This is a genomic window from Streptomyces sp. NPDC006516, assembly GCF_040611875.1.
Lineage (GTDB): Bacteria > Actinomycetota > Actinomycetes > Streptomycetales > Streptomycetaceae > Streptomyces.
In genome coordinates, this window is record NZ_JBEXPD010000014.1 from 158,935 (window position 1) to 170,996 (window position 12,062).

At 70.2% G+C, this 12,062-nt stretch carries 13 protein-coding genes and 1 tRNA gene; 11 read left to right on the top strand and 3 right to left on the bottom strand.

Translation table 11 applies throughout. From position 1 onward, the window contains the following. Nucleotides 1–6 precede the first annotated feature (6 nt). Together ABZY45_RS29740 and serS are read left to right on the top strand one after the other, a co-directional pair. A tRNA-Gln gene (locus ABZY45_RS29740) sits at nt 7–97 on the top strand. Nucleotides 98–265: 168 nt separating this feature from the next. Further along, nucleotides 266–1,564, top strand: a complete 1,299-nt coding sequence (gene serS / locus ABZY45_RS29745) for a serine--tRNA ligase (protein WP_356744845.1) — start codon at nt 266–268, stop codon at nt 1,562–1,564. On the opposite strand, the gene ABZY45_RS29750 is transcribed toward serS, so the two are convergent. The 3 genes from ABZY45_RS29750 to ABZY45_RS29760 all read right to left on the bottom strand — a co-directional run bounded on the left by ABZY45_RS29750 (nt 1,548) and on the right by ABZY45_RS29760 (nt 3,790). Next, entirely contained in the window at nt 1,548–2,342 is a 795-nt protein-coding gene (locus ABZY45_RS29750; protein ID WP_356744847.1) for an AfsR/SARP family transcriptional regulator, read from the bottom strand. The genes serS and ABZY45_RS29750 overlap by 17 nt on opposite strands. A gap of 283 nt (nt 2,343–2,625) precedes the next feature. Beyond that, on the bottom strand, nt 2,626–2,766 hold the full coding sequence (locus ABZY45_RS29755; protein WP_356744849.1) for a hypothetical protein: 141 nt from the start codon (nt 2,764–2,766) through the stop codon (nt 2,626–2,628). Between the two features lie 16 nt (nt 2,767–2,782). Further along, nucleotides 2,783–3,790 (bottom strand): DUF2156 domain-containing protein, encoded by a 1,008-nt coding sequence (locus ABZY45_RS29760; protein ID WP_356744851.1) that lies wholly within the window; start codon nt 3,788–3,790, stop codon nt 2,783–2,785. A gap of 311 nt (nt 3,791–4,101) precedes the next feature. Here ABZY45_RS29760 and ABZY45_RS29765 point away from each other — a divergent pair, with 311 nt between their 5' ends. The 9 genes from ABZY45_RS29765 to ABZY45_RS29805 are packed head-to-tail and all read left to right on the top strand — an operon-like array spanning nt 4,102 to nt 12,042. Next, entirely contained in the window at nt 4,102–5,691 is a 1,590-nt protein-coding gene (locus ABZY45_RS29765) for an aldehyde dehydrogenase family protein (protein ID WP_356744907.1), read from the top strand. Nucleotides 5,692–5,716: 25 nt separating this feature from the next. Next, complete coding sequence (locus ABZY45_RS29770) at nt 5,717–6,856, top strand: acyl-CoA dehydrogenase family protein (RefSeq protein WP_356744853.1); 1,140 nt, start codon at nt 5,717–5,719, stop codon at nt 6,854–6,856. Between the two features lie 50 nt (nt 6,857–6,906). Beyond that, on the top strand, nt 6,907–8,196 hold the full coding sequence (locus ABZY45_RS29775) for an aminotransferase class III-fold pyridoxal phosphate-dependent enzyme (RefSeq protein ID WP_356744855.1): 1,290 nt from the start codon (nt 6,907–6,909) through the stop codon (nt 8,194–8,196). Nucleotide 8,197: 1 nt separating this feature from the next. Then, nucleotides 8,198–8,683 (top strand): SRPBCC family protein, encoded by a 486-nt coding sequence (locus ABZY45_RS29780; RefSeq protein WP_356744857.1) that lies wholly within the window; start codon nt 8,198–8,200, stop codon nt 8,681–8,683. A gap of 15 nt (nt 8,684–8,698) precedes the next feature. After that, nucleotides 8,699–9,196 carry a hypothetical protein gene (locus ABZY45_RS29785; protein ID WP_356744859.1) on the top strand — a complete coding sequence of 166 codons (498 nt, stop codon included), beginning with the start codon at nt 8,699–8,701 and terminating at the stop codon, nt 9,194–9,196. Further along, nucleotides 9,193–9,768, top strand: coding sequence for a flavin reductase family protein (locus tag ABZY45_RS29790; RefSeq protein ID WP_356744861.1), 576 nt, complete (start codon nt 9,193–9,195; stop codon nt 9,766–9,768). The genes ABZY45_RS29785 and ABZY45_RS29790 overlap by 4 nt, the downstream gene beginning before the upstream one ends. A 10-nt stretch (nt 9,769–9,778) precedes the next feature. Then, the gene (locus tag ABZY45_RS29795; protein ID WP_356744863.1) at nt 9,779–10,750 is read left to right on the top strand and encodes a VlmB-like protein; all 972 of its coding nucleotides are present in this window, start codon (nt 9,779–9,781) and stop codon (nt 10,748–10,750) included. Nucleotides 10,751–10,755: 5 nt separating this feature from the next. Next, complete coding sequence (locus ABZY45_RS29800) at nt 10,756–11,787, top strand: beta-ketoacyl-ACP synthase III (protein WP_356744865.1); 1,032 nt, start codon at nt 10,756–10,758, stop codon at nt 11,785–11,787. 24 nt (nt 11,788–11,811) lie between these two features. Beyond that, a complete protein-coding gene (locus ABZY45_RS29805; protein ID WP_356744867.1) occupies nt 11,812–12,042 on the top strand; it encodes a phosphopantetheine-binding protein in 231 nt (76 codons plus the stop codon). Nucleotides 12,043–12,062: the final 20 nt, after the last annotated feature.

Genomic DNA, 12,062 nt, shown 5'->3' on the forward strand with positions numbered 1-12,062 from the left:
GGACGAGGAGAGGTGCCCGGAGTGGTTTATCGGGGGCCTGGATTTTGGTCCGGGTCGGGTTTTACCGCCTTCGCAGGTTCGAATCCTGCCCTCTCCGCTCTTCTTACTGCCGGTGCGGCGGACTCCCCCGGGCCCGCCGCACCGGCGACGCACGAAGCAGACACTCCGCCCGTCCGTGCGGGGTGCCGTACCGACCCGTCGCCCACTGGTCCGGGCCCGCGGCCCGGTGGCATCCACGCATGAGCCGAGCGAAGGAAACCATGCCGTGCACGATGTGCGAGAACTGCTGAAGCTGGGGGCCGAGGCCGAACGCAAGCTGGCCCGTCGCCGCTACACCCTCGACCTCTCCGGTCTGCGCGAAGCGCACCGCCACCGCTCCGATTCCCTCGCCACCCTCGAACGCCTGCGGGCCGAGCTCAAGAAGAGCGGGGCCGGCCGCCGGGCCGGAGCCGAGGGCCCCTCGGAGGAGGAGCGGGAGCGCGCACGGTCGCTGAGGGAACGGGTCCAGGCCGCCGAAGCGGACGTCCGCGCCGTGGAAGCCGCCCTGCGGGAACAGCTGCTGCGGATTCCCAACCTGCCGCTCGACGAAGTACCCGACGGCCACTCGGAGAAGGACGCCGTCGAGATCCGCAGAGGCGGGCCCCCGGTCCGCAAGGACGTCGAGGCCCGCCACCACGCGGAGATCGGTGCGGACCTGGGGATCCTCGACACGGAGGGTGCGTCGCGCCTGTCCGGGGCCCGTTTCGCCGTGCTCAAGGGCGCGGGCGCACGACTGGAGCGCGCCCTCGTGTCCTTCCTCCTCGACCTGCACACGCAGCGGCACGGCTACACGGAGTACTCCGTGCCGCACCTCGTGACCAGGGAGACCATGACCGGCACGGGGCAACTGCCCAAATTCGAGGAGGACCTGTTCGCCACCTCGGCCGGCGACCGGGAGCTCTTCCTCATACCCACGGCCGAGGTACCCCTCACCAACCTCGTCGCCCGCGAACCGGCCGACGAGGGGGCGCTCCCCCTGGCGCTCACCGCCGCCACTCCCTGCTACCGCGCCGAGGCAGGGTCGTACGGCAGGGACACCCGCGGCATCCTCCGCCTGCACCAGTTCGAGAAGGTGGAGCTGGTACGGGTGTGCACCCCGGAGCGGGCGCGGGAGGAACTGGACGTGCTGGTGGGGCACGCCACCGACTGCCTGGAACAGCTCGGCCTCTCCTACCGGGTCGTCGTGCTCCCGGCCGGCGACACCGGTTTCTCGGCCAGGATGACGTACGACATCGAGGTCTGGCTCCCCGGCAGCGACGCCTACCGGGAGGTGTCCTCGTGCTCCGACTGCGGCGACTTCCAGGCCAGACGGGCCGGGATCCGCTACCGCGACGCCGCCGGGCGCAGGCGGCCCGCGGCGACACTCAACGGCTCCGCCCTGCCGGTCGGGCGTACCGTCGCCGCACTGCTGGAACAGGGCCTGCAGCCGGACGGATCCGTCCGGCTGCCCGAATGTCTGGTGCCCTACACAGGCTTCCGGCGGATCCTGCCGGGCGGCGGCACGGCCCTCACGATGCCAGGTTGATCGGCAGCGGAGTCGGGTTGAGGGCGGGCTCCTGGTTGAGTATGTCCCTGAACAGCCGCTTCAGCTGGGGGGACGGCTCGATGCCGAGCTCGTCCACCAGGCGGGCCCTGGCCGCGTTGTACGCCTCCATGGCGTCCGCCTGCCGGCCGCAGCGGTAGAGCGCGAGCATCAGGAGTTCGGTGAGCCGCTCCCGCCAGGGGTGCGTCACGCTCATCCGCCGCAACTCGCTGATGACCGAGTGCGGTTCGTTGCACCGCAGCCCGAGCTCGTACTTGCACTCCAGGGCCGCGAGGTACTCCTCGTCCAGCTCCAGGGACACGCTGCGGCACATCGGGCTCGAGGAGACGTCGTGCAACGGATCGCCCTGCCACAGTGACAACGCCGAGTCCAGCAGTGAGCGGGCGCGCATCGGAGCGTCGACCATGGCCACCCGGGCGCGGGCGATGCGGTCCCGGAAGACGTTGATGTCCACCCTGTCGGGACACAGGTCCAGGATGTAACCGGACGCGTGGATGTTCAGTGACGGCGCCGGTTGAGGCCCTTCCTCGCCGAGCCGCCGCAGCGTGCGCCGCAGGCGTGACACATGGGCCTGCAAGGCGTTGGACACACCGTCCGGCGGGTTGTCGCCCCACAGTTCCGTGTAGAGCTGCTCGCTCTGCACCAGCCGGCCGGCCCGCAGCAACAGCGTGGCGAGCAGGATGCGCTGCTGGGTGCCCGCAATGGCGGTGAAGTGCTCGTTCACGACCGCTCCGACCGAGCCCAGCACGGTGAACCTCATGGGTACTCCTCCATGTGAACGCTTCGGGGACCCCCTAGGGGAAGGCGAGAGGGAAGCTACCAACGGGAACTGGAACGAGACTTGAGCCGACCTCGCGGACGGCGTGGGCGTGAGCTCGTCCCAGGCGTCACCGGGCCTCGCCGTCGCCGCTGAACACCGGAACGCCACACGCCGCAACGCCGGAACGCAGCAAACCCTGCGCTCCCCACGACACCGGGCCGCCCCTGCCGCATCCGCCTCACGGCGGCGCGGCAGGGGCGGCCCGGTGCTCTCGGTCCCGGGGTCAGGCCCCTTCGGCCCGCAGTGCCTCGTCCAGCGACTCCAGCGCCCGGTCGGCCGCCGCGGCGACCTCGGCGTCGTCGGGGTCGCCGCACAGGCGGGTGAACAGATCGACGATCTGATCCTGGGCGGCTTGCACGCTCATGGTGAATCTCCTGCCTCTACAGCGCGCCGGCGGCGCGGAAGATGTGGACGAAGGCGTTGACGCTCGCAGGACCCTGGAACGCGGCGTACTCGGCGAGCACCAGGCTCTGGTTCCACTTCTCCTTGTACGCGAGCTGGGTCGCCGCCGGGTACACGTCCTTGCCGTGCTCCCACAGGAAGTGCATGAACCAGCGGAAGGCTTCGCTGCTGCCCGGCATCTCGAACTTCTCGTCGAGGCCGGTGAACGGCGTGAAGCCGAAGTGCAGCCACCGCACGTCCTCGGTCAGGAACGTCTCGATCGCCGTCTTGTTGATGGCCTCCATGATTCCCGGGCCGGACTCGGGCCGCCGCCGGGACAGGTCGTGCATCCAGCCCGGGCGCCCGCCGTAGACGGGGGAGTACAGCACGTAGCCGACCGCCACGCCGTCCACGAGACCGAGGAAGAGCCTGCGGTGCCTCTGGGCGGGCCCGCCGCACTGGCCGACCAGGTACTGCAAGGGCTTGGCGCCCTCACCCTTCAGCGGCAGCCAGAGCTGGTCGATCTCGCGGATCGACTCCTGCCAGGCGTCGTAGTCCGCCTCCACGACCGTGAGGCCGTTGCGGAAGGCCCGGGAGATCTTGTTCCTGAGCTGCATGAACCGGGTGCCGCGGAGCGAGAAGTCCGCGAGGTCGACTGCGTAGGAGGCGCCGATCTGGTTGACGGTGAAGCCGTGTTCCGCGTAGATCCTCGCGTCGTGCTCCTGGAGCTGGACCCCGACGACCTGTCGCCCCTGCTGCGCCGCGAAGGCCAGGAAGGCGTCGAGGAGCGCCGTGTAGGAGTCGCCGGGTGCGAACGGCCCGCCCAGCTGGACGAGATACGGACCCGCGCTGCGATAGACGATGACGCCGGCCAGACCAGGAAGAGTGAAGTACGAATTCCCCTGGCTCACGGCGAGAAATGAACTCGGGTTCTCTGCAGCCGTGTACTCCTGGATTGCATGGTGCACGTAGTCGAATGAAACCGTGCTGTCGATGGTCTCGGCCATGAATACCCCTCGTGCGTGATGTTTTCCGGGGTGCGGTGGCCGGACCGGTCCGGGAGTCGTGACTGTGACACGGGCGGGGAAGCGGCGCAAGGCGGAGGCCGCCTCTGCGGCTGTGGGTCCGTCCGTCCGTCAGCCCACCGTCAACGCCAGGTCAGACAGGGGCTTCGGTCAGAGACATGTCAGCGATGGGTAGGGGCCTTCCTGCACTATCACCGGCAGCGAGAGGAATTCCGGCGCGAAGAGAGAAGGATCGTGCAGTGCGTGAAGTCCTGGGCGGCGCGGATCAGGTTCTGAAAGGGCGATCGAAGCCCCTGCTCAATTATCCCTGCTATGTCGGCGGAAAGGACATCGAGGGAATCGGCTGGGTTTACACGGTCAGCTCCAAGTCGCTCCTTGAGGATGTATTCACCAGTGTGAGTCTCAAGCGTGCTCTCGAGCAGGACCCGGACCCCGGCTCCCCCGCGGCCCAGCACCCGTACGTGGTGGGGCGCTGCGCGGTGATCGGCATGCCCGACGTCCTCGCGGCCACCGACGCCGCCGCCGACGCCGTCGACACCTGGTCGGCCGTGCCGCTGGCGGACCGGCTGAACCTCGGGCGCCGCTTCGGGGAGGCGCTGATCAGGCATCAGGAGACCATCCTCGACATCATGGTCGCCGAGGCGCACCCCGTGACCCTGGCCCGCTGGGAGCTGAGCTGCCTCATCCAGGCGTACAGCGAGGAGAGCATCGCCTGGTACGAGCAGCAGATGTACAGCCGGCGCACCTACGGGGACCGCACCCTCATCGTCCGACGGCAGGCCGACGGAGTCGTGGCGCTCAACCCGCCGCAGAACGCGCCCGTGCCCAACTCCGGCCTGGCGGTGCTCGCCCTCATGGCCGGAAACGCGGTCGTCGTCAGAGCCCCCCGGAGCATCGCGCTCAGCACCCTCTACATCCTGCGTGAGCTCGCGGTTCCGCTGCTGGAGGAGATGGGGGCGCCCCCCGGCACCCTGAACATCGTCTGCGGTACCCCGCAGAAGATCATCGACCACTGGCTCGACGACCCCCGGATCAACGACATCCTCTACTTCGGGTCCAGCGAGGCCGGCCTGCGCTTCGAGCAGCAGTGCGTGGAGCGCGGCAAGAAGCCCATCCTGGAACTGGCGGGCAACGACTCGCTCGTCGTCTGGAAGGACGCCGACATCCCGGCGGCCGTGGAGGCCGTCACGGAGGCCTTCTACGGATCCGGCCAGATCTGCATGGTGCCGAACTGCGTCGTGGTGCATCCCGACGTGGCCGACGAACTGATCGCCCGCCTCAAGGAATCCGCCGAGGCGATCAAGCCCGGATATCCGGACTCGCCCGAGGTGCTGCTGTCGCCCGTGCGCCGCAGCGAGCGCTTCTTCAGCCTGCTGGCGCAGGCCATGGAGCAGGGCGGTGAGCTCGTCTGCGGCGGCAACCGCGTCGAGCTCGACGGATCACCCTCCCAGGCGGGGCAGTTCCTGGAGCCGACCGTGGTGAGGGTCGACGGGCTGGCCGAGTCGCAGGACTACCGCATGGTGCGTGAGGAGACCTTCTTCCCCCTGCTGCCCGTCGTGGTGCCCGCGGCGGCTCCCGACGACGTCCTCCTCGACGACATGATCCGCTTCGTCAACGCCAACAAGTACGGCCTGCGCAATTCGCTCTGGGCCCGCTCGGACGACGTCGTCGGCACCTTCGTCGCGCGGGTCCGCAACTCCGGGCTGCTGAAGATCAACGACTCCCACATCGGCTTCCTGCCCGTCGTGCCGACGCACGGAGGCACCGGCATGACCGGAGGAGCGTTCGGAGAGGGCAACTACCCCATGCTCAAGACCTCCCACGTGCAGGGAGTGAGCATCGGCACGGGTGCCTCCCCTCGCCGGGCGATGTTCGAAGGCTGACTCACACTCAAAGGGAGGATTTCCCATGCGGTCCCTCGACGTGGCGCGTGACGCCTGCGAGCGCAATCATCCCGGTCTGTTCAAGGCACTCACGGCCCTGCCGCTGGAGGAGCGGGAGGCGCCGGGCAGCCCGGTGATCGACCTGTTCCGCACGCATGGCGGCCCCGGCCTGCTGGTGCCCTGCTCCTTCGGCGGGCTGGGTGTCTCCGCCCTGGAGGCGGTGCGGGTGACGCGCGCGCTGGGCTCCGTCTCGCCGTCCCTCGCGGCCGGTGCGACCATGCACAACTTCTCCGCGGCCATGCTCTTCGAACTGGCCGAGCGGGCCGCCGAGCCCACCGAGGGCCAGCGGGCCCTGCTCTCCCGGATCGCGCCGGAAGGGCTCCTGCTGGCCTCCGGCTGGGCGGAGGGCCGGACCGAGCAGAGCATCCTCTCGCCGAGCGTCGTCGCGACCCCGGCCCCGGGGGGCTATCTCGTCAACGGCGCCAAGAAGCCGTGCAGTCTGTCCGCCTCGATGGACATGCTGACGGCCAGCGCCTTCCTGCCCGACGAGAACGGCGTGCCGCAACTGGTCATCCTGCTCGTGCCGGCCGACTCCGAGGGTGTCTCACTGCACCCGTTCTGGGGTTCGCCCGTACTCGCGGCGGCGCAGAGCGACGAGGTACGGCTCCACGACGTCTTCGTACCCGAACACCTCGTGATCCGGGCGACCCCGGAGGACCCCGGCCGGCTCGACGACCTCCAGACGGCCGCGTTCGTCTGGTTCGAGATGCTGGTCACCTCCGCCTACGTCGGAGCCGCGTCCGAGCTGACCGAGCGCGTCCTCACGCGGGGCCGCGGCAGCGTCAGCGACCGCGGTGCGCTGTGCGTGCAGCTCGAATCCGCCGTCGCCCTCACCGAGGGCATGGCCCGCTCCGTCGACGCGGGCACCTTCGGGGACGAGGCCGTGGCTTCCGTCCTGGTCACCCGGTTCGCCGCGCAGAAGGTCCTGGCCGCCGTCAGCGAGCTGGCCGTCGAACTGCTCGGCGGCATCGCCTTCATCGGCTCCCCGGAGATCGCCACGCTCGCCTCGGCGATCAGCCCGCTGGCCTTCCACCCCCCGTCGCGGACCAGCACCGCGGAGGCGCTCGTCGACTACTTCGCCGGCCAGCCGCTGCTGCTTCCCTGACGGCGCGTACTCCCTTTCCCACACCCGTGCCATCTGAAGGAGGCGCACGCATGTCCACAGTCGTGGACGCCGAGCGATCGGCCGACACCGAGGCCGAGATCCTCGGTCTGTACCGCAAGCACCTGAGCAAGGGCCGCGCGACGGTCGCCGAACTGTTCGGCAGCCACATGGAGATCGAGTCGCAGGGCGCGCGACTGCGCACCAGCGACGGCATGGAGTTCCTCAACTGCAGCGGCTACGGCGTCTTCGTGATGGGCGCCCGCCACCCGAGGGTGATGTCGCACGTCCGGCGCCAGCTGGAGACCCACCCCATCGCCACCAGGATCCTGCTGGAGCCCACGGTCGGACGTGCGGCGGAAGCCCTGTCGTCGGTCGTCCCGGGGCACCTCAACCGCATCCACTTCGCCCTCTCGGGCGCCGAGGCGGTCGAGACAGGGCTCAAGCTGGCGCGTGCCAACGGCAAGAAGCGCCTGGTCTCCATGCACATGGGCTACCACGGCAAGACCCTCGGCGCGCTCTCGGTCACGGCGAAGGACGTCTACCAGCGGCCCTTCCGCCCGCTGCTGGCCGATGTCACCCATGTGCCCTTCGGTGACCTCGACGCCCTCGAAGAGGTGCTGTCCGCCCACCCCGGCGAGGTCGCCGTGATCGTCGAGCCGGTCCAGGGTGAAGGGGGCGTCATCCTGCCGCCGTCGGGTTACCTGCCCGGCGTGGAGCGCCTGGTGCGCACGTACGACCAGTTCCTGATCCTCGACGAGGTGCAGACCGGCATGGGCCGGCTCGGTGAGTGGTGGGGCGCCGACCTGTACGGCATCACCCCGGACGTGCTGCTGGCGGGCAAGGCGCTGGGAGGCGGTGTCATGCCGGTCTCCGCGGCGCTGGCCAACCGCAAGACGTTCTCCCCCTTCGACAAGGACCCGTACCTGCACACGGGGACGTTCACCGGCGCGCCCGTCCTGATGGCGGCCGTCATGGGCGCCGTGGAGACCATCAAGGAGGAACGCCTGGTCAGCAGGTCCGCCGAACTGGGGGCCAAGCTGCTGCCCGAGCTCAGCGCCATCGCGCACCGCAACCTTCCCGGACTGGTGAAGGAGGTACGCGGCCAAGGGCTGCTGATCGGCATCGAGCTGATCGAGGCGGGGCTGGCCGGCGAGCTGCTCATCGAACTGTTCAACCACGGCGTGGTCGGCAACCACTCGATGAACGGCAGCGCGGTCGCCCGGCTCACCCCGCCGGCGATCCTCACCGACGCCGATGTGAGTTTCCTGCTCGACGCGTTCGACAAGGCCACCCGGGCCCTGGTCGAGCAGAGCGCCCGGATGCCGGAAGGTGGCCACTGACATGCGCAAAGTCATCCTGGACGCGGTGATCGCGAACGAGGACGCGGGGACCGTCTTCGAGAACGTGTCGCGGTTCGCCCGCTACCCGGAACTGTCACCGCACGTGCAGTCCACGGAGGTGACCGAGACGCGTCCGAGCCCCACCGGGGCCTCCAGCTGGGAGCTGCTGTTCCGCAGCGGACTGCTCAGCTGGTCCGAGACCGAGCGCTTCCTCAAGGACGAGCTGCGCATCGAGTTCGAGCAGACCGAGGGCGACTTCGACACCTTCGGCGGCACCTGGACGCTGACCCAGCAAGGGCCCGACACCGCCCTGCACTTCGAGTGCGACTTCGACTTCGGCATCGAGAGCCTCGAAGGAATCCTCGACCCGATCGCGGAACGGGTGATCAAGGAGACCGTCGCATGGGCGGTCGTGGGCCTGCACGCGTCGGTGCGCCTCGCCGGCGACCTCGAACTCGCGCCGAGCGGCGGACACACCGCCGCCTGACCTCAGGAGCACACCATGGACATGGCCAACCCGTTCGAGACACCCAACACCTACCGGCTCCACCGGGCCGAATACCTGGTCGGACTGGTCGCCGTGGCGGGGCTGTTCATCGCCCACATCGGTGAGGTCCGCTGGGTGCCGGCGGTGATCCTCTTCGTCTACATCGACCTGATCGGCTACATACCGGGAGCCATCGCCTACCGCCGGAGCCCCGACCACCGCGTGGCCAAGGGCTACTACGTCGCGTACAACGTCATGCACAGCATGATCACGCAGATGGTGGTGGCCGCCGTCTGGATCGCGGTCGCGGGGTTCGAGTGGGCCCTGCTGGTCCTGCCGCTCCACCTCTTCGCCGACCGGGGCGTGTTCGGCAACTTCCTGAAGCCGTTCAGCCTGGCCTTCGAGCCCGAGCCCAACCCGGCCTACACCCGGCTGGCCGCCGAGCTCCGGTACCGCGAGCGCCGCAAGCAGCGGGAGAACGCCATGGCGGGTGCCTCCGGCGTGTCCCGGTGAGCCCCGGTGGCCTCCGGCCCGGCGGGCCGGAGGACGACGGCCTGCCGCGGGCCGCACTGCGCCTCACCACCGGGGTCACCGTCCTGACAGCGCGCCTCGACGGCCGGATGCACGGCGCGACCGTCAGCGCTGCCGGAGTCGTCTCACGCAGCCCGCTGACGATCGGCGCGGGGCTGCGGCAGAGCTCGGAACTCCTGGAACTCGCGCTGGCCAGCGGTCTGTTCGCGGTCAACGTGCTCTCCGGGAGGCAGGCACAGGTCGCCGACTGGTTCGCCAGCCCCCGGCGGCCCCGCGGCAGAGCCCAGTTCGACGTCCTGGAATGGGACCCCGATCCGGCCACGGGGCTGCCCCTGCTGAGGCACACCCTCGCCCGCCTCGTGTGCCGGGTGACGGGACAGGTCGCCGTCGGGGACCACGAGTTGCTGCTCGCGGAGGCCGTGGACGGCGGCTCCGGGGCGGGCAGCCCGCTGCTCAGCTACGACGGCGCCCTGCACAGCGCCGAATTCCGTGACGTGGTCCGCCGCCGGTGGGGCCGCAGCCTCGCCGCGACGGCCACCGTCTCCCTGGACTGAGAGGAAACCGATGACCAGCCAGATACCCGACGAAACAGGGTGGGACACCGCACCCGGCCTCCTCGACGGGGCGAAGAACCTCAACCTGACGCCGCAGCAGTGCGATCTCGCCTACTGGCTGTCCGGAGTGGCACAGGGCACCCTTGCCGGGCGTGCCAGGACGGGACACTCCCCGCAGGAGATCACCCCCGACCACATGCGCAGGCCCGGACCGCTGCGCGACGCACTGGTCATGGAGCTGGGCTGCCGTGCGGTCGCGGAGACGGAAGCGACCAAGGCGCTCGCGTACTACGTCGCAGCCGCGCCCGGGACAGCCGAACTGGAGTTCTTCTCCACTCAGTTGCTCGACGAGGCGCGTCACGCGATGGTCTTCCGCAACCATCTGCTGGAGCTCGGTGTCCCCGCCGGCGAGCTGCACGCCACCGTCGAGCGGGTGTCCGGCGCCTACACCCGCGACGTGGTGGACCCGATCCTGGACTTCGCCCTGCGCGCGGTGCGGGACGAGGGGGACTTCATCGGCGGGGTGGCGGTGTTCACCATCGTCATCGAGGGTGTCCTGGCGCCCGCCGCGGAACTCAGCGAGCGCAAGTGGAACGTACTCGACCCGGCGGCCGGCGCCATCGCCCGCGGCGCCTCGATCGACGAGATCCGCCATCTGTCGGTGGGCAGCACCGTCGTCCGCGACCACCTCCTGGCAGACCCCGGCTACCTGCCCCGGCTGATGGACATCCTGGAGCGCGGCCGCGCCCTGTGGGACGAGATCCCGGACCGGAAGTACGTCCTGGAGCGCGAGGAACTCTTCCAGCAGGGCATGCTCGACCACGCGGACCTCATCCGGGACTACGAGGTCTTCCCCGGCCGGCTGCTGCTCGACACCACCCCCGAGGAGCGCTACGACCTCGCCGAGCGGTGGACGGACGAGATGGCCGAGAGCCGCTTCGCGTACATGGGCCTCGACCCCGCCGTCATGCGGATCGGCTGACGACGATGACCACCGGCCATCACTGCCGCGGGCCCGCCGCCGTGATCAGCGGGCTGGGCGCCTGCGTCCCCCCGCGCGCGGTGACCAACGACGAGCTCGCCACCTATCTGGACACCTCGGACGAGTGGATCAGGCGGCGCACGGGCATCGGGACGAGGCACCGCGTCGACCCAGGGACCTCGACCGGGGACCTGGCGGTCACGGCCGCCGAACTGGCGCTCAAGGCCGCGGGCGTCACCGATGCCGACGCCGTGGTCCTCGGTACGACCACGCCTGACCGCCTCTGCCCGGCCACAGCTCCCGAGGTGGCGACCCGGCTCGGACTCACCGGCGTGGCCGCCTTCGACGTGTCGGCGGTGTGCACCAGCTTCCTCTACGGCCTGGGCACCGCCGCGGGGATGATCGCCGCGGGGATGGCCCAGCGGGTGCTGGTCATCGGCGCGGAGACCTTCACCTCGATACTCGACCCCGCCGACCGGTCGACCGTACCCATCTTCGGTGACGGGGCGGGGGCGGTCGTGCTGAGGGCCGGCGACCCGGACGAGCCGGGAGCGGTCGGCCGCGTCCTGCTCGGCAGCGACGGCGGGCAGAGCGACCTCATCCAGGTGCCCGCGGGCGGATCCCGCCAGCGGGCCTCGGGCGCCGTCGCCCCCCTGTCCGACCACTACTTCCGTATGAACGGCTCCGACACCTACCGGCATGCCGTGGAGCGCACCACCGCCGTCGCCCGCGAGGCGCTGGACCTGGCCGGCTGGGACCCGGCGGAGGTGGACCGGTTCGCGGCCCACCAGGCAAACGCCCGCATCATCGGCGCCGTCGCCGACCGGCTCGGCATCCCCGCGGGGGCGCACCGCCTCTCCAACATCGACCGGGTCGGCAACACCGCCGCCGCTTCGGTGCCGCTGCTGCTCACCGAGTCGGCCGCCGCCGGGCTGCTGAGCCCGGGTGACCGCACGCTGATCGCCGCCTTCGGAGGCGGCGTCACGTGGGGGGCGACCACCGTCGTCTGGCCGGACGTGCCGGCCCTGACCGCCTGAACCCGCACTTCCGAGGAGGAAGACGTGTACGAGCACATCAAGAAGATCCTGATGACGAGCTTCAACGTGGCGGAGGAGGACTTCGTGGAGGGCGCGACCCTCGACGACCTCGGCCTCGACTCACTCGACCTGGTCGAGCTGTCCATGCAGCTGGAGACCCTGGGCGCGCGGGTCACCGACGACGAGATGGTGGAGGCGGGGCGCCTCGACGCCGTCGTGGCACTGCTGGAGAGCCGACTGGCCACCACCGGCTGACGTACGGGGCGGCCGGCGGG

Excerpts from the sequence above, each read along its gene's own strand:
- ABZY45_RS29795 (WP_356744863.1), top strand. The coding sequence starts at position 9,779 with ATGACCAGCCAGATACCCGACGAAACAGGGTGGGACACCGCACCCGGC.
- ABZY45_RS29755 (WP_356744849.1), bottom strand. The coding sequence starts at position 2,766 with ATGAGCGTGCAAGCCGCCCAGGATCAGATCGTCGATCTGTTCACCCGC.
- ABZY45_RS29750 (WP_356744847.1), bottom strand. The coding sequence starts at position 2,342 with ATGAGGTTCACCGTGCTGGGCTCGGTCGGAGCGGTCGTGAACGAGCAC.
- ABZY45_RS29760 (WP_356744851.1), bottom strand. The coding sequence starts at position 3,790 with ATGGCCGAGACCATCGACAGCACGGTTTCATTCGACTACGTGCACCAT.
- ABZY45_RS29780 (WP_356744857.1), top strand. The coding sequence starts at position 8,198 with ATGCGCAAAGTCATCCTGGACGCGGTGATCGCGAACGAGGACGCGGGG.
- ABZY45_RS29785 (WP_356744859.1), top strand. The coding sequence starts at position 8,699 with ATGGACATGGCCAACCCGTTCGAGACACCCAACACCTACCGGCTCCAC.
- ABZY45_RS29775 (WP_356744855.1), top strand. The coding sequence starts at position 6,907 with ATGTCCACAGTCGTGGACGCCGAGCGATCGGCCGACACCGAGGCCGAG.
- ABZY45_RS29800 (WP_356744865.1), top strand. The coding sequence starts at position 10,756 with ATGACCACCGGCCATCACTGCCGCGGGCCCGCCGCCGTGATCAGCGGG.
- ABZY45_RS29770 (WP_356744853.1), top strand. The coding sequence starts at position 5,717 with ATGCGGTCCCTCGACGTGGCGCGTGACGCCTGCGAGCGCAATCATCCC.